The organism is Rhizobium sp. PL01 (assembly GCF_033447125.1).
In the GTDB taxonomy this organism is placed as follows: Bacteria; Pseudomonadota; Alphaproteobacteria; order Rhizobiales; family Rhizobiaceae; genus Pararhizobium.
Genome location: NZ_JAWQUM010000007.1, coordinates 220,934 through 237,197, shown reverse-complemented (window position 1 = coordinate 237,197; position 16,264 = coordinate 220,934). Strand labels below are relative to the sequence as shown.

Below are 16,264 nucleotides of genomic sequence, written 5' to 3'. Positions count from 1 at the left end.
TTGATAGGGGGTCAGGACTTTACGAGCTGTAGGCGCGCTTCCTTGTATCCCGCGATCTTTACGCGCTCGCGTTCCTCCTGGGCGCGTATTGCCGGCAGAAGATCCCGCGCGGCCTTCGGTGAGAGTGCCACGATGCCGTCATCGTCGCCGACGACGAGGTCTCCGGGATGAACGACCAGGCCGCCAATGGAAACCGGTACGTTGAGCGAACCAGGCCCGTTCTTGTAAGGACCCTTGTGGGTAACGCCGCGGGCATAGCAGGGCAAGTCGGAAGCGCGGATCGCCGCAACGTCGCGGATGGCTCCGTCAAGGACGAAGCCGGCCACGCCGATCGATTCCGCATGCGTGAGAATGATCTCACCGATCAGCGCCTGGCTCACATCACCACCACCGTCAACGACGATGACATCGCCGCGCCGGGCAATCTTGAGGGCTGCATGAATGGCCAGATTGTCTCCGTTCCGGGTCTTGACGGTTAATGCCGTGCCGACCAGCTGGCCACCCTTGTGATAGGGAAGTATTCCGGTCGCGCCCGGCAGACGGGCCATATTGTCGCTGATGATGGAGGTGGCGACACCCCGAAATTCGGAAACCAGTTCGGGTGCGACCTGCGTGGTCGCCGGGTGTTCTTCGATCGTCATATGGTCCTCCTTGGCAGCCATCTCCTCGACTGCTCAACTCGGGAGAAGGTTACGCTTGCCAAACCAGGCAAAAAAGCGATAATTTCTACTGTAAATAAATCGCTTTTAGTCATGGGACCCGATGGTCACGCTAAAACAGATGGAAGCCATCTACTGGGTCGCGACGCTTGGCAGCTTCGAAGCGGCTGGCTCCTACCTGAATGTGACCCAATCGACCATCTCAAAACGCATTGGCGAACTTGAGGGCCGTTTCTCTGCTCCGTTATTCGATCGCAGTAGCCGGCAATCCGTCCTGACCAGCAAAGGGCGTGATATCCGCGACATCGCCGAGCAGATGCTGCGGCTCAACGACCGCTTGACGCTCACTGCCCGCACATCGAATGCACCACCCTTTCGATTTCGGCTGGGGGTTACCGACCTGGTGGCCCTCTCCTGGCTGCCAGAACTGCTGGCAACCATTCTTGAAAGGTACCCGGGAATTTCGCTGGAACCCGAGATCGATCTGACGGCGGGCCTTCTAGACCGGCTGACCGAGCGCAAGATCGACTTCGTGATATGCCCGCGCATCACCCAGCACCCGCAGTTCGTCAACATGCGGCTGGGCGAAATCGAGTTGGTCTGGATGTGCAGTCCGAAGATCTATAGCGGCACAGAGGTGCTCACAAAAGAGGAGATGCTGCGATATCCGCTCCTCATTCAATCGGCCGGGTCGATGCTGCGGCCTATTCTCCACGACGTCATCGACAACCCTCGCTTGCCCTTCGGCAAGACAATTTCATGCAACAATATGGCAGCGCTGGCCGAACTGGCAGCCTACGGTCTCGGTATCACTATTTTGCCGAAAGCGTTTTTCAGCCGCTATGTCGAGGATGGGCGCCTTCACGTCATGAAGTCCGAATTCGAATTGCCAAAACTCGAATACTTCATCACCTACCGCAACGACTATAATGGCGCCTTCTTTGAAGAGATTGCCGAAATCAGCCGCAGCTTATGCGACTTTACAAAGCATTTAAAAAATAGTGCCGCCTGACCGAATGGCGCTTTCACCGTGCGTTGCTCGAGTTTTTCGTTGATGTTCATCCGCTCTGCTTTCCAAAGCGGCATGATGCGTCAGACCCGCCCACGTTCCGGTGCAGGAGCAGGAGCAGGAGCAGTGTTGACACGTGTCAATTCAAAGCGGAACCTACAGGCTGATGAAGCGCGACAGTGAGCCCTGTGAACTGCGCAAACTGAGCGGAACACAAAACCCAAAAAAGTGCGTCAGTTTGTATCGCATAGGGAAGGATTGACGCTCACCTTATCGAAACCACAATGCGATGTATGAACCACTCTTACGGTTCATCCACCACCGGCCACCTTACCACTTGCGGCAAGTTAGCGGGCATCAGCCTGCTCCCGTCCCCCTTGGCGAGAACAAGGTATGATCCGGTTCAACTCGGCAGGACAATGCCAGCGCTTCATCTTCACCCAAACCCGCTCGCCAACCTCTTCCATCTTCACCGCAAACATCTGACAGCTGCCGATCACCGCGATATTCGCGCTGCCGCCATGGCCGTCTCGACCGGGATCGCCTTGCCGGCGTTCGCATGAAAAGGGCCTACAATCCGTTTCTGCGCCCGTCGACATCAAGGCGACACTGCCGAAAGGACGATGTCAGCGAAGTTCAGAGTCTCGCAATCGAGCATCGGCCGGATCGCCCGTGCAAAGCCGGTGTCGTCTGAAAATCTGACGCCACATCTGGGGATCCGATGCGTGAAAATTCCAGGTGGAGCAGGCGCTAAGCCGGATGGTGAAGCGGATAGATGTCGCCGAGTATTTTGATGGTCCGCTGTTTCTATAGACGGATGTGACTGGGTTCGCCGTCGAAAAAAGGCGATGAAGGCCACGTGGCTTAACGGGCTTTCCTCCCACACTAAACCATCCTCTCGCTCACCGAGGGCTATTCTCAATAGCCCCGTGCTGCGCCCGATGTCGCGCGGCTGTCCATGGCGCCGTTGTAGCGTGCGCCGCCACCTTCTTCGATCTCAGCGAGATTGCGGCCACCGACAAGGATACCGGCGGCCTGACCCCAGATCGGCCAGCTCGGGTCGATGGCCACGTCGTGCCCCATCTCCGTCAGCAGCTTCAGCGTATCGGACGACAGGGCGAAGGGCTCCATGTAGACCTTGTCAGGCAGCCATTGATGATGGATACGAGGGGCGTCGATCGCTTCTTGAATGCTCATGCCGTGATCGATGACGTTGATGATCGCTTCCAGTGTAATGGTGATGATGCGGGCGCCGCCGGGGCTGCCGATGACCATGAACGGCTTGCCATCCTTGGAGATGATCGTCGGGCTCATCGACGACAGAGGTGTCTTCTTCGGCGCAATCGCATTGGCTTCACCCTGGACCAGGCCGTAGAGATTGGGCGAGCCGGGCTTGGAGGTAAAATCGTCCATCTCATTGTTGAGCAGGATACCGGTTCCAGGTGCGACAACGCCAGCGCCGAACGAACCGTTCAGCGTATAGGTGACCGCGACCGCATTGCCGTCATCATCTACGATAGAATAATGGGTCGTTTCTGTGCTTTCACCCATACCCTTTGGCATCAGATCCTCGGAATTCCCAGCCTTGAACGGATTGATCTTCTCGCGGATCTCCTTTGCATAGGCCTTGTCTGTGAGCTTCTCGACCGGGTTTTCGACAAAATCCGGGTCGCCGAGCGCCGAGTTGCGATCGACATAGGCATGGCGCATGGCTTCGATCATGACATGGACCGTCTCGGCCGAGCCATAGCCCAGATAAGACAGCGGATAGCCTTCCAGCACGTTCAGGATCTCGCAGATGATGACGCCGCCCGAGCTCGGCGGCGGCGAGGAGGCGATCTCGTAGCCGCGATAGTTACAGGTCACCGGCTTGAGTTCCCGCACCGTATATTGCTCGAAATCCGCCTTGGCGAGAACGCCGCCGGTGGCGGCACTCGCCTTGACGATTTCATCGGCAATCGCGCCCTTGTAGAAAGCGTCGGTGCCTCTTTCGGAAATACGCGTTAGGCTCGCCGCCAGCGCCGGCTGGACCAGCGTTTCGCCGATTGAAAACGCCTTACCATCTGGTTTCAGGAAGATCGCAGCGGCGGCCTTGTCCTGCGACAGCTTCTTCGCACCATTCTGCAATGAGGCGATGTCGCCCTGATCGAGCATGAAACCGTCCTTGGCGAAACGGATGGCGGGCGCCAGCAATTGTTCGCGCGGCAACGTGCCGTATTTTTCGCGGGCCGTCTCCAGGCCCATGACGGATCCGGGAACCCCGACGGCAAGATAACCGGCAGTGCTGGCGCCTTTGACGATCTCGCCCTTGCCGTCGAGATACATAGACTTGGTGGCGGCGAGCGGCGCACGTTCGCGGAAATCGAGAAAGGTGGTCTTGCCGTCCTTCAACCGGATCGTCATGAACCCGCCGCCGCCGATATTGCCGGCGGTGGGATAGACGACCGCCAGCGCATAGCCGACGGCAACCGCCGCATCGACAGCATTGCCGCCCTTCTTCAAAACCTCGATGCCAACATCGGAGGCGAGATGCTGGGCGGTGACAACCATGCCATGCTCGGCCCTGACCGGCTCGGGCGAGGCGGCGAAGGCCGGTGCAACGCCAATGGAAGCGATGAGCGCGGCAACCGCGCCGCTACGGGGTAGAGGCTGCATGGTATTCTCCCGGTTCCGGTTTTCGGAACAGTCATCTTCGCCGAGTTCGGCCGGAAACGCCAGCTTTGAGGATGAAAATGGTCGCAGGACGGAGAACGGGTATGCCTCCCAGTTTGGAATTCGGCGCCGGCCGACGCAGCCTCACCTGTTGCTAAGCCTGGATTTTCTTCGGTGTGCCATGGACAATCTGTCGGCGCTTAAGGCGAGGTGAATCGGATGCCGAAACACAGCCTCAAGCTTTTTGGAGGTTTACTCATATCGTTGTTGGCCCACATCGTAGCCGCCCTGCTCTCCCCCGCTCGTCGCCATCTGCAACGGCTTCAGGCGTGGGCTGGCTGTGGCTGTACTTTCGGGAACGGCCGGAAGGTCATGGCGATCAGGAAGGCACCGATGCCGATGCCCCAGGCGCCGATATAGAGCCAGCTATAGGTGGCGAACGTATCGTAGATCAAGCCACCGGCGACGGGACCGGTCGCCATGCCGAGACTTCCGGCCATCGCCGTACCGCCGATGACGGTGCCCATCATCCGCTGCGGGAAGTTTTCGCGTGCCAGCACGGCATAGAGCGGCATGACCCCCGCATAGATGAAGCCGAACAGGGCGGCCACCGCATAGAATGCCGAGAGTTCCCGCACGAAAACATAGGCGAGTGCGCCAAACGCCTGGATGAGCAGACCGATGACCAGGATGCGCTTGGCGCCGTAGCGGTCTCCGAGAAGACCGAAGGCGACGCGGCCGCCCATGCCGGCCAATCCCTCGACGCTATAGATTGACACGGCGGCGATCATCGGGATGCCACAGGTGATGGCATAGCTGACGGTGTGGAAGATCGGGCCGGAATGGGTGGCACAGCAGAAGAAATTGGTCAGCATCAAAACGATGAACTGGGGCGAGCGCAATGCCTGTCGCGTGGTCATACCCGCCTGCGGCCCTTCTTCGCCGGCGGAGCCTGCGCCTTCGTGCGCTGATACCGGCGGGCTGCGGATGAGAAATGACGTGGGGATCATGATAACAGCGGCGAGGGCCGCGATGATCAGCATGGACTGTCGCCAGTCATAGACCGAAACCAGCCAGGCTGCGAGCGGCGACATGGTCATCGGCGCCATGCCCATGCCGGCCGAGACGAGGGAAACGGCAAGGCTGCGACGGGTCTCGAACCAACCGGTCACGCAGGCCATCAGCGGCGCAAAAATGGCAGCGATAGCGCCACCGACGACAAGGCCAAAGACCAGTTGGAACTCGATCAGCGATGTTGCCCTGCTGGCCAGCGCCAGACTGGCGGTGAGGATCACCGACCCGGTCAGCACGATGATACGGGAACCGAAGCGATCCGACAGGCTGCCCCAGATCATGCTGGCGAGCGCCATGGCGAGGAAACCGATGGTCATGGCGCTGGAAATGCCGGTGACCGACCAGCCGGTATCGCGCGAGATCGGCAGGAGAAAGACCGGCAACGAAAACATGGCCCCGGTGGCAAGGCAGCCGAGCAGGCCGCCGGCGGCGACAATGACCCAGCGATAGGAAGAAGCGGTCATTGCGTGTCTCCGTTTGAAGGATGCGATGCTTCTGAAATCATGGGCCGGACGTCTCCGGTGGCATCGGCGGGGCAACTGTGTCCCGCCGTGTCGCGGTTCGACCGCGTGCCGGCGAAGTCTACGGCGATATCTGCCTGCTGCAAAGCGGCGCGCTACGGCAAGCCGGCCGAAGGGCGGGTTAACCGGCGAGCTTTTGTTCCGCTGCGGTCATCGGATCACCCCTATTGGGATCGCCCTTGCCAGTCTTGATCAGCGCCGGCAGGCTGCCGTTGATATAGGTGCTCCATCCCTGGTAACAGGCGTCGTAGCACTCGTATTCGGGCACCAGACCCTCATGGGTAAACCGGACTTCGGTTTGGGTGCCCCTTTGGGAAATATCGAAGATGATGTCCGTGCCCGTCCACTCGGTCTCATCCTCGGTGAAGCTGAAATAGTTTTTGAGGACATGCCAGACCACGCGTTTGCCGGGGGTGAGTTCGGTCACACGGATCCGGCAGCGATGGACATCCTGGAAGTGATAGTCGAAGTCGCTACCAAGTGTATCGGTCGGGCCATCGATGGCCCCGGACCACCAGCCGCGCACATTGTTGATGGCGGTAAAGGCGGCTTCCGGCGATTGATCAACGGTAAAGCTGGTGGTGAAACTCTGACTGGTCATGGCTGTCTCCGTTTCGTTGGGTTTGGGCGTTTCCAATCCGGCAGGCACCGGATTGAACAGCGCTGGTTGCATCAGGCCGGCATGAGCCGGTGATATTCTGTTCTGAGGCGGGTCCACCCGTCCCAGAACGGCTGTGTGGCCTGGCCATTCAGCCCGGCGGCAAGAATGTCGAGGTGCATGTGCCAACCGGCGCCGAACATCAGAACGGCTGCGCGGTCGGGCACGCGGCGGTGGATGACGGTCAGGAGCACGTCCTTGCCCCTCGGCTCCAGATCGAAGGTAACGCTGCCGCTGCCGTCCCATGTAATGGCAAGCCTGCGGGGCGCGTCTAGCTCGGTGATGCGGCTCTGCATACGCTGAACCGCGACAAAGCCCTCCGGCCGCTTGCCGGGCGGATTGGACAGCGTGTCGTTGCGCCAGATCAACTCGAAGGGTGCATCGATCTTCATCGGCATATCGCCGGCTGCCATCCACTGGCTGCGCAAATCGCTTTCGGTCAGGTAAGCCCAGACCCGCTCGATCGGACCGGGCAGCAGCCGCTCCATCTTCAGGGTGGCAGGCTCGATCAGGACGCCATAGGACCCGATGGGGGCAAGCTCGTTCATCGGACGTCTCCTTATGCTGCAAACAGCGGGCGCCGCTGTGATCAGGGTTTGGGGTTTTCGTCTTCTGCGCGCAGGAGCCGGTCGAGAGCATCCAGGCGATCGGTCCAGAAGCTTTGGTAAAAGCCCAGCCACTCATGGGCGCTGGCAAGCGGTCTGGGCTCAAGACGGCAATGATGGGTGCGCCCGCGCACCTCGCGGCGGATCATGCCGGCGCCCTCCAGAACCTTGATATGCTTCGACGCCGCCGCCAGCGAAATCGGAAATGGGGCCGCCAGTTCACTCACCGTCCGCTCCCCCCGCGCCAGATCACGCAGCATCTGGCGGCGGGTGGCGTCTCCCAAGGCATGAAAGACGGAATTCATTTGCAATGCTTGTTGTTCAATCATGTGGTTGAATATAAGCGCTTGGCTTTGAATAGTCAACCATACGGTTGAGCGATCTCGCAAATTGGAGACCGTGCGCTGGAAAAATGTGCAGGGAGAAGACGCGGACCAATTGTTTCCCCTCCGCATGCAAAGCCTGCGGCGGTGCGATCTGATTCCATTTTTTGCTGAACAGCGCTCCGCATTTCGCCGTGATGGCCGGATGCGATGTCGAAGGACCGAATGTGGACGACGTTGTCCCCGCTTTGAGGCTGTCCATCTTCAGGTGCCTGATCGCTGACCTAGCGCCTTGCCGTGGTGCGAAGGCGATAAATTTTCAGCACCTTAATGATCCCAATCACGCCCCAAGTGCGCGTTGAATACGATGATCCACAACACGCCGTTAACGTTTCATTAACCATTTCCTCGCTACACCGCATCAACAGAAAATTTACCAAGTTGAATGATGTGTTAACCGAACCCCGACCGATCCGCCTCAAGGGACGATCCTTCCTTGCGCTCGCATTGACACCTGAACTGCCGCTCGACGACTGGCTTGTCCAGCTCGATCATCTTGCTGCCCGGTCCGCTGGTTTTTTCCTGCGGCGGCCGATTGTGCTCGACGTGCAGGCGCTCGAGATCACTCGGGAACAACTGCGCGATCTCGTCGGTAAGCTGGCCGTGCGTAACGTGAGAATTATGGGGATCGAAGGCGCTCGCTCTTCCTTGCTCGGGCCGGACCTGCCACCCGGGATGACGGATGGACGCCCGGCTTCCGACGTCGAAATCCCGGCCGCCGAGCAGGCCGAAAAGGCGACGCCTGCCGAGAGCATTGTCGCCTGCGTCCCGACCCCGGCAAAGTCAATGCCGTCGATCGTCGTCAGTCAGCCTGTGCGTTCCGGGCAGTCCCTTCTCTATCCTGAGGGAGACGTCACCATTGTCGGTTCGGTTGCATCCGGCGCCGAAGTGGTCGCCGGTGGATCGATCCACGTTTATGGCGCGCTGCGGGGGCGGGCGATGGCGGGCACAATGGGCAATTCCTCGGCACGCATCTTTTGCCGCAAGCTTGAGGCAGAGTTGATCGCCATCGATGGTTTCTATCTGACTGCCGAAGACATGGCGCCGGGGTTGCGTGGAAAAGCAGTCCAGATCTGGCTCGAAGGCGAAACCATCAAAGCTGAAGCGCTCAGCTAATTCAAAGACGTATTCCTATTAAACAGGAGAGGTATATGGGCAAGGTAATCGTGGTTACGTCTGGCAAGGGCGGCGTCGGCAAGACGACATCGACCGCAGCGTTGGGCGCTGCACTCGCACAGACGGGCGATAAAGTCGTCGTTGTTGATTTTGACGTCGGCCTGCGCAATCTCGACCTCGTCATGGGGGCTGAAAGGCGAGTGGTCTACGATCTCGTCAATGTTATTCAGGGTGAAGCCAAATTGACGCAGGCACTCATCCGCGACAAGCGCGTAGAGACGCTCTACCTCCTCCCCGCTTCGCAGACCCGTGATAAAGAGAACCTCACCCCGGAAGGCGTTGAAAAGGTTATTGCTTCGCTCAAGAGTGCCTTTGATTGGGTGATCTGTGACAGCCCAGCCGGTATCGAACGTGGGGCGACACTTGCCATGCGTCATGCCGACGTCGCCATTGTCGTAACCAATCCGGAGGTCTCTTCGGTGCGCGATTCCGACCGCATCATTGGTCTGCTTGATTCCAAGACGCTGAAAGCCGAGAATGGCGAGTTGATGGAGAAGCACCTGCTTCTGACACGTTATGATTCAGCCCGCGCGGAGCGCGGGGACATGCTGAAAGTCGACGACGTCCTGGAAATTCTCTCCATCCCTCTTCTCGGCATCATTCCGGAAAGCACGGATGTCCTGCGTGCCTCGAATGTCGGCGCTCCCGTCACACTCGCAGACAGCCGCAGCGCGCCTGCAATGGCCTATTTCGAGGCCGCCCGGAGGCTCAAGGGCGAAGTTCTGCCCGTCACCATTCCGGGCGAAAAGCGCGGTTTCTTCGGCAAGATCTTCGGAAGGAAAGCGGCATGAATCTTTTCCGTTTGTTTTCCAAATCGCAATCCGCGCCGGCGGCGCGGGAGCGGCTTCAAGTGCTTTTGGCGCATGACCGCGCCTCGACCGGCGATTCCGACCTCGTCACCAAGTTGCGCGACGAAATCCTCCGTGCGATCTCCAAGCACATGCAGGTCGATAGCGACAAGGTCAGCGTAAAGCTGGAGCGCGGTATCCAGGTCTCAACCCTGGTCGTCGACGTCGAAATTCCGTTTGATGCATCGAGAAAGGCGGCCTGACGGCCGCCACTTTCGCCAAAACGAGCTCTAGGGGGCATTTTCGTGGTCAGAACGGATCTGAATTTTTGACGCATTTTGCTGAAAATGGATAGCGTTGAGTCGCGCCGTCACCGGACAGGTTGCCGTTGAGAACGGAAATAATGTGTCTGGCAGCGGTTTCCGCCATCTGGATGGCCGAACCTTTGGTAACGCCGGCCACACGTGGCGTGACGATCAGGTTGTCGAGCGACCAAAGCGGGCTTTCGGATGGAGGTGGTTCGACACTGAAACTGTCCAGCGCCGCTCCGCCGATCCGCTTTTTCCGGAGCGCCTCGAAAAGTGCGGCCTCATCGATGATGCCGCCGCGAGCAGTATTGATCAGCAGAGCATCCGGCTTCATCTGCGACAGCGTTTCAGCATCGATCAGATTGCGGGTTTCGTTGGTGAGTGGGCAATGCAGGCTGACGATGTCGGCAACCGCCAGCAAGCCGTCTAACTCCCCCCTGCAGACACAGGCTCTGATTTGAGCAAGAAAAAAGGGCCGACGGTAAAACCGCGGCCCATAAAGTGTGGAGATCATTGACCTCCAGAGGGGAACAGCTGCTGCGGCGGAACTGGGAGGAAGCCGCCATATGCATCAGCTGCAGGCAGTATGCTCGATTTTTGACCATTTGGAAAACATTTTTTGTGCAATGCAGCCATGCAGATGCCGCACTGCTCTCGACACGCTTGAACGTTCAGCGAGATAGGAAGCGACCCCGCTAAACGTCGCAGCAACGGTTGGACGGGCTGAGCGGACCCCGCAATAGAGACTTCGCCAGCACGCTTAACGTACACCACGCGATGAGCTTATCGGACCGCCGCGCATAGCGGCGGAAACGCGACTATTCGGAAATTCACGCAGCGGTTTTGGTCCTAGGGCGCCGCAGGAGATTGAGCATAACGTCGCAGGTAGCCGCTTCCGCTTGACGACTCCTAACGGCGAAATCCATGCTCATGTCATCGTCAATACCGCAGGCGCTTGGGCCGGCGGCCTGGCTCAGATGGCCGGTTTGGCACCGCTCGGCATTATCCCGCATCGCCGTACCGCGATTACTGTTGATGTCCCGGCAGAGTACAATCTTCCCGCCACACCGGGTGTTGCAGAGGTGGCGGAGGACTACTATTTCAAACCGGAATCCGGTCGCTTGATGGTATCCCCTGCCGACGCCACGCCGAGTGATCCCTGTAACGCCCAACCGGAAGATCTCGATGTCGCATACACTGCGCACTTCCTCGAACAATCGACGATCCTTCCGGTCCGCACCGTCGCCCACAAATGGGCTGGGCTGCGCAGCTTTGCACCTGATAAACGTCAGGTCGTGGGCTTCGATACTCGCGATCCCGCTTTTTTCTGGCTGGCGGGCCAGGGAGGCAGCGGCATCCTCACCTCGCCTGCCCTCTCCGCCTGGGCCGCCAGCGTGTTCCTCGACGGGCATCCACCAAAGGACCTAACGGATTTGGGGCTTGATGCGGACTATTTCGCCCCGAATCGACTTTTGAAGTAGAAAGGCCGTCTGATTGCAACGAGCATCGCCTTCAGCCGATTGGAACCTGCGGCGTACAAATTCACACCGCTTCCGTGCCTAGACTGTTTCAGCGTCTCGATTGAAAACCTCTGCAGGCTTGGCTTCCACCACACCTTTGCGCTTGCGCCAGGCTACCCTTTCGGCTTGGACGCTGGCGCTGATGACGTATCCAGCGCTGCATTTAGTCGGGGCGCAGCGACTTGCACAAGTGTTGGTTCCCAGGCCCTGGCTACGCGGTGACCTGTAACTTTTTCACCCGACGGGAAATGAGCCTACGGCCTCCCCGGTTTGATTTGGCAGAAGCAAATTCACCCAGTGTTAACGCGAAAGGTGCAGGTAGCTCCTATCACGAGTGCATTGGTGTGAGCCTGATATCACGCCATCTGGCTGACGAGACGATCAAAATCTTCGTGGCCATCGCTAAAATGCCACCCGATTTATTTACCTGATATTTCCACCGGGGCCCTCAAAAGATAGCGACCACTGAAAAAGCTCTTGTATCCCGATGACTCTGCAAGTTCATGCGCACCAAGCGGTAATCGTTCCGCATATCAAGATTGCAACGCTTCGCGCCCTTGCCGCTGCGACCGGAGCGGCAGCGATCGTTTGGGTGCTGAGCTTGCTGGTTCCCGAACGCGCGTTTTGGTTCGAATTAACCGCAGTGGCATTGGTATCAGCGGTGGTTACATTTCGGTTTCAATTGGCCCTCGGCCTGCGCAACGAAGCGCTTCGTGACACCCAAAGAGAACTTCAGCACGCGCTCCATCACGATCCGGTCACGGGTACACTGCGCGCCAACACGTTCGCGAACTCGGTCGAGCAGGCGATAGACCGCAGGTGCAAGAACACGGCGGAAAACCCGGATGGCGTCATGCTCGTTCTCAGGGTTGCGAATTTCGACGAGATCGGCCGCCGCTATGGTCCGCAATGGTCAGATACGCTGCTTCAATCACTCGTTCAAATTGTACATTCTTCGGTGCGCTACGGTGATCTCGTTGCCCGTCTTGCCTCCGACGAACTCGGTATCTATCTGCCAGGCACAACACCGGACATTGCCAGCAGCATCTGCAAGCGCATTCACCAGCGGGTACAGGAAACCACATTCACAGCTGGGCAAGAGCGCCAGATATTGGTGACGGTGCGGCTTGGCGGCACGAGGATCGGAGACCAGGACGACTTTCAGGCACTGCGCGGGGCTGCCAACCGCGCAGCCCTCGCGCAGGAAGACGTTGGCCCCCTGCTGTTCCGGGAGCTGTTTTCCTAAGCAAGAGCTTTCTGGATCTCCAGAGCTGGCCACGGCAGGCGTCGCCTGTTTCCGTCACCGCTTTGCGCTTTGCGGCCGCGCAGGTCTTCGATACGGGGACACGAATATCCACCCCCATCATCTCGCTTCTCCACCAACGGTCTTCGCATCGGTGGCCGCGGCGCCGGCGGGGCTCAAGGCGCCGCAACGCCAGACGCTATAGACCGGCTGCGTGTCCCAGTCATAATAGAAGGCCGCTTTCAGTCTTCCCGCATCCGCAAACTCCGCGAAGGTGCGGCGCACGGCACGGATCGCCACTTCTCGTTCGCGATCATCGACCGGGCAGGAAACTGCGGTGTTGGCAATGCCCCATTCGGTAACCCAGCATGGCTTGCCCTCTCCTTCAGGCTGGCAGAAGTCGAGAAGCGTTGTCACATAGCGCGCAAGTGCGGCCTCATCCTTGCGCCCCGGGTAGACGTGGATACCGTAGCCATCAACCAGCGCATCCATCCCCCGCTGCCGCAAGAGTGAAAGGAACGCGCCAGGGTCGAGCCGCTCCATGCCACGGTGGTCGGCTTCGCCAGTGCTGACATCGGAGAGACCTGCCGAGATCAAAAGCGCGTCGCGGCTATGGGCCGTCGCTTGCAATTCCTCCCGGGTAATACGAACAGCGCCGACATATGCGTCGAGCCCGTGCCCAAAGGCCGCGCGATTTGCAACATCTGAAACGGTGCGCGGTGTCCGCCGCCCGGGTTTTTCGTAGACGGCGAGGTCGCCATTGTAGGCGCTGTAGTTGATTTCGTTTCCGGGCTCGACGGCGTCGATACGGATCCCCATGCCATCAATACGGGCAAGCGCCGAGCGCAGCTGCGCGCGGTAAAGATCAAGGTCAAGATCCGAAAGCCGCTGAACATCCCAGATGCGGCCGAAACCGGAGCGGGGACGCGCATCCGCTGGGTAATAATCCTTGTTGCCGAGCTGAATTTCGAGAAGGATCTTTAGCCCCAGCCGGTCCGCCATATCGAGCGCATCGATGCTTTTGTCCACCGGCCTCGACAGCGAAAGCCGGACATGGGTGATGCCACTTGCCGCGATTTCCGTCAGGACGCGCTCCTGATCGGCGCGCGAAAGCCAGGCCAGGTTGACCCGGTTGATACCGATGCGATCGGGGAGCACATCGTCGGCGCCCGCCGGCAGCGCTTGGACAAAGGCCCAAAACACCGCCAGCACGCAAGCAAGCGGCGCATGTGTCTGCGCCACCGCCGTCATCCGCTCAAAGTCCGATCTGACCCAACGCGCTGCGGAAATTCGCCTCGCAGGCGCAATAGCGGTCAATCACGGCCTGCGTGTCGATCTTACCGAGGAAGTTGGCGAGATAGGTGCGCTTGTCCGCCTCCCTGTTCCAGGTGGACGCCTCGATATAGGGGAAGCCAACGAATTCCAGCATCTCCCGCATGCGGTCGTCGACTGCGATCATGAGCGCAGGCGTCCCGGCCTGCATGCCGATGATGCAGCCATGGAAGCGGCGGCCGAAACACAGATCGCGCCCGGACATCGCTCCGCGCCACTGATTGGTATCGAAATAGACCAGAAGTTCGTGTTTGCGCTGCCATTTCTCCGAATGCTTGTAGTCCGTCCCGCCCGTAATGCGCGCGCTCGACCGGTCATAGACGACCTGATTGTCGTCTCCGGTCAAAGAGAGGTTGTAGGCCACCACCTCGTCCTGAAGGACATAGCTTGCGACGCTGTCGGGCTTGAGCAGCGCATGGGCATCGACGATTGTATCGGCAACGCTGCCGAGATAGCCGCCGAAGGCGATCTTCTGGGCTTCCGCAAGTCCCGGATTGGCAAGCGCCGAAAGCGAGCGCTTCATGTCGTCCGGCGAGAAGTAGAGCGACGGGCAACCCGTCGGCTTGACGAACTTCATCCCCTGTTCCCTGAGGAATTCGGCGGTGAAATAGCCGCGTGTGAGGAAGAAACTCTCCTTGCTGCGCAGCACTTCCAGGAACTTGAGCGTGCCGGCCGGCAGGTGCTCCTTGAGGCCTTCCTTCCGCTGGATGCCGATGCCCATCACCACAACCGGCATGTTCAGCTTCGCGAAGATTTCCGCTTCGAGATCGGCGGAATAGCCCGGACGCAGCAGATTTGCGGCGGCAAAGACGCATAGATCGAATTCGCGGTTCACTTGCTCGTAGAGCGCGTTCGAGTCCCGATTGTTGGCGAGATGCCAGAACGGCAGATAGGTGACGTCGTGGCCGCGCAGGCTCGCAGCCGCTCCTTCGCCGATGAGATAGTTACCGGTGTTGGCAATCTTCCTGACCTGCGAAAGCAGATCCTTTTTCGTCCTGATTTCGTCGAAATACGGCCGATGGATAACGGTCGTGCCGGAGACGTCCGCAATCGTCCGCTGCAAGTAGGATGGAATTCCTGTGAGCAAGATACGCATAACTGTCCTTTGAACCGAAGAGTGGTGGCCGTTCGGCCGCTAGAGACCGATGCCGATTTCACGAAGCGTGGTGCGGAAGGCGCGCTCACGGTCGGAATACCGGTCGACAAGTTCGGTGGTGTTGAGCTTGGCCAGATGATCGGCCACGAACTCGGCGCGGTTCTCGGCTTTATCGACATCCGTGATATCGACGGCCGGCAGGCCGGTGAAGCCCAGCATCTCGCGCATGCGGTCGTCCACTGCCACCATCAGGCTTGGCACGGCTGCCTGCATGGCAATGATCGAGCCATGGAAACGACGGCCAAAATTGAAGTCCATCGACGAGGCCCAGGCGCGCCACTGATTGTTGTCGAAGAAGGTACGCACCTCGAACCGCTGCTTTTCGCGCTCCGTGCCGGGATAGGCGACATCGCCGATCATCAGGCCCGATGAGGAATCATAGACCCGTCCCTCATCGTTGGGCTCCACCTTCATGTCGAAGTGGAGGAACTCGTCCTGTACCACGTATTGCGGCACTGTATCGCGCGGCGCCAGTGCATTCGCATCGAGGATCGCATCCTGATTTCCGCCAAGATAGCCTGAAAATATGGTCCGCGCCTTGCCGATCTCTACGTTCGGCAGCTTCTTCATCGACCGGCGCATGTTGTCCGGCATGAAATAGACGGAGGGGCAACCGGTCGGGCGCACGAAGGAGAAGCCCTGGTCCTTCAGGAAGCCGGCCGACTCGTAGCCGCGTGTGAGGAAATAGTGTTCACGCTCCTTCAAGACGGCCAAAAGCCGCTTCGTTCCCTCGGGAAGATTGTTTTCAAGGTCCTTGCGGTTCTGCAGGCCGATGCCCAGCATGACGATCGGCATGTTGAGCCGGCTCAGCACATCCGCCTCGGCGTCGGCGGACAGCCCCTTGCGCAAGAGGTTTGCGCACGTGAAGACGCAGATGTCGAAGTTGGCGTTGAATTCGTCGAACCCGCTGCCGCTCTTGCTTAAATTGTAGAGGTGCCAGAAGGGAACCTGCTTTGCATGCGGCGCGAGCGCACGCAGGGCACCCTCGCCGATGAGGTAGTTCCCGGTATTGCTGATGTTGCGCATCTCCAGCAGAAACTCGTCTTTCGTTTCCGGCTGCGTCTGCCGCTCGGCATAGGAGACGGACAAGCCTTGGGCGCCATTGACAAGACGTGTGTAGTGACCAGGGATACCCGTCACGAGAATTCGCGGACGCATTCGACTAGACCTTTCTGTTTCA

The 16,264-nt window shown here is 59.3% G+C and carries 18 protein-coding genes; 7 read left to right on the top strand and 11 right to left on the bottom strand.

Annotated elements, in window-relative coordinates; all coding sequences use genetic code 11:
- Positions 1-11: 11 nt before the first annotated feature.
- Positions 12-641, bottom strand: coding sequence for an RraA family protein (locus R6X40_RS18170; RefSeq protein ID WP_318415200.1), 630 nt, complete (start codon positions 639-641; stop codon positions 12-14).
- 139 nt (positions 642-780) lie between these two features.
- Here R6X40_RS18170 and R6X40_RS18165 point away from each other — a divergent pair, with 139 nt between their 5' ends.
- The gene (locus R6X40_RS18165; RefSeq protein ID WP_318415199.1) at positions 781-1,671 is read left to right on the top strand and encodes a LysR family transcriptional regulator; all 891 of its coding nucleotides are present in this window, start codon (positions 781-783) and stop codon (positions 1,669-1,671) included.
- Between the two features lie 416 nt (positions 1,672-2,087).
- Positions 2,088-2,231, top strand: coding sequence for a hypothetical protein (locus R6X40_RS18160; RefSeq protein ID WP_412178407.1), 144 nt, complete (start codon positions 2,088-2,090; stop codon positions 2,229-2,231).
- Positions 2,232-2,586: 355 nt separating this feature from the next.
- On the opposite strand, the gene ggt is transcribed toward R6X40_RS18160, so the two are convergent.
- The 6 genes from ggt to R6X40_RS18130 all read right to left on the bottom strand — a co-directional run bounded on the left by ggt (position 2,587) and on the right by R6X40_RS18130 (position 7,763).
- On the bottom strand, positions 2,587-4,323 hold the full coding sequence (ggt, locus tag R6X40_RS18155) for a gamma-glutamyltransferase (protein WP_318415198.1): 1,737 nt from the start codon (positions 4,321-4,323) through the stop codon (positions 2,587-2,589).
- A gap of 320 nt (positions 4,324-4,643) precedes the next feature.
- Entirely contained in the window at positions 4,644-5,858 is a 1,215-nt protein-coding gene (locus R6X40_RS18150) for an MFS transporter (RefSeq protein ID WP_318415197.1), read from the bottom strand.
- 178 nt (positions 5,859-6,036) lie between these two features.
- Positions 6,037-6,516, bottom strand: coding sequence for an SRPBCC domain-containing protein (locus tag R6X40_RS18145; RefSeq protein ID WP_318415196.1), 480 nt, complete (start codon positions 6,514-6,516; stop codon positions 6,037-6,039).
- A 71-nt stretch (positions 6,517-6,587) separates the two neighbouring features.
- Complete coding sequence (locus R6X40_RS18140) at positions 6,588-7,121, bottom strand: SRPBCC family protein (RefSeq protein ID WP_318415195.1); 534 nt, start codon at positions 7,119-7,121, stop codon at positions 6,588-6,590.
- A gap of 41 nt (positions 7,122-7,162) precedes the next feature.
- Positions 7,163-7,507: a metalloregulator ArsR/SmtB family transcription factor gene (locus R6X40_RS18135; RefSeq protein WP_318415308.1), complete on the bottom strand. Its 345-nt coding sequence runs from the start codon at positions 7,505-7,507 to the stop codon at positions 7,163-7,165.
- Positions 7,500-7,763, bottom strand: coding sequence for a hypothetical protein (locus R6X40_RS18130; RefSeq protein ID WP_318415315.1), 264 nt, complete (start codon positions 7,761-7,763; stop codon positions 7,500-7,502). The genes R6X40_RS18135 and R6X40_RS18130 overlap by 8 nt, the downstream gene beginning before the upstream one ends.
- A 179-nt stretch (positions 7,764-7,942) precedes the next feature.
- Between R6X40_RS18130 and minC the strand changes: the two genes are divergently transcribed.
- The 3 genes from minC to minE are packed head-to-tail and all read left to right on the top strand — an operon-like array spanning position 7,943 to position 9,788.
- Entirely contained in the window at positions 7,943-8,677 is a 735-nt protein-coding gene (minC, locus tag R6X40_RS18125; protein ID WP_318415194.1) for a septum site-determining protein MinC, read from the top strand.
- A 35-nt stretch (positions 8,678-8,712) separates the two neighbouring features.
- On the top strand, positions 8,713-9,528 hold the full coding sequence (gene minD / locus R6X40_RS18120; protein WP_318415193.1) for a septum site-determining protein MinD: 816 nt from the start codon (positions 8,713-8,715) through the stop codon (positions 9,526-9,528).
- Positions 9,525-9,788, top strand: coding sequence for a cell division topological specificity factor MinE (minE, locus tag R6X40_RS18115; protein WP_318415192.1), 264 nt, complete (start codon positions 9,525-9,527; stop codon positions 9,786-9,788). Before minD ends, minE begins: the two co-directional genes overlap by 4 nt.
- 46 nt (positions 9,789-9,834) lie before the next feature.
- On the opposite strand, the gene R6X40_RS18110 is transcribed toward minE, so the two are convergent.
- On the bottom strand, positions 9,835-10,347 hold the full coding sequence (locus tag R6X40_RS18110) for an NAD(P)-dependent oxidoreductase (RefSeq protein WP_318415191.1): 513 nt from the start codon (positions 10,345-10,347) through the stop codon (positions 9,835-9,837).
- A 271-nt stretch (positions 10,348-10,618) separates the two neighbouring features.
- Between R6X40_RS18110 and R6X40_RS18105 the strand changes: the two genes are divergently transcribed.
- Together R6X40_RS18105 and R6X40_RS18100 are read left to right on the top strand one after the other, a co-directional pair.
- Entirely contained in the window at positions 10,619-11,314 is a 696-nt protein-coding gene (locus tag R6X40_RS18105; RefSeq protein ID WP_318415307.1) for an FAD-binding oxidoreductase, read from the top strand.
- A 526-nt stretch (positions 11,315-11,840) separates the two neighbouring features.
- Positions 11,841-12,599 carry a GGDEF domain-containing protein gene (locus tag R6X40_RS18100; RefSeq protein ID WP_318415190.1) on the top strand — a complete coding sequence of 253 codons (759 nt, stop codon included), beginning with the start codon at positions 11,841-11,843 and terminating at the stop codon, positions 12,597-12,599.
- Between the two features lie 117 nt (positions 12,600-12,716).
- Here the strand turns inward: R6X40_RS18100 and R6X40_RS18095 are convergent, their stop codons facing one another.
- Genes R6X40_RS18095 through R6X40_RS18085 form a run of 3 tightly spaced genes read right to left on the bottom strand, consistent with a single transcriptional unit; the run spans position 12,717 to position 16,242 of the window.
- A complete protein-coding gene (locus tag R6X40_RS18095) occupies positions 12,717-13,847 on the bottom strand; it encodes a glycoside hydrolase (RefSeq protein ID WP_318415189.1) in 1,131 nt (376 codons plus the stop codon).
- A 4-nt stretch (positions 13,848-13,851) separates the two neighbouring features.
- Entirely contained in the window at positions 13,852-15,024 is a 1,173-nt protein-coding gene (locus R6X40_RS18090; RefSeq protein WP_318415188.1) for a polysaccharide pyruvyl transferase family protein, read from the bottom strand.
- A 39-nt stretch (positions 15,025-15,063) separates the two neighbouring features.
- Positions 15,064-16,242, bottom strand: coding sequence for a polysaccharide pyruvyl transferase family protein (locus tag R6X40_RS18085; RefSeq protein ID WP_318415187.1), 1,179 nt, complete (start codon positions 16,240-16,242; stop codon positions 15,064-15,066).
- Between the last annotated feature and the right edge of the window lie 22 nt (positions 16,243-16,264).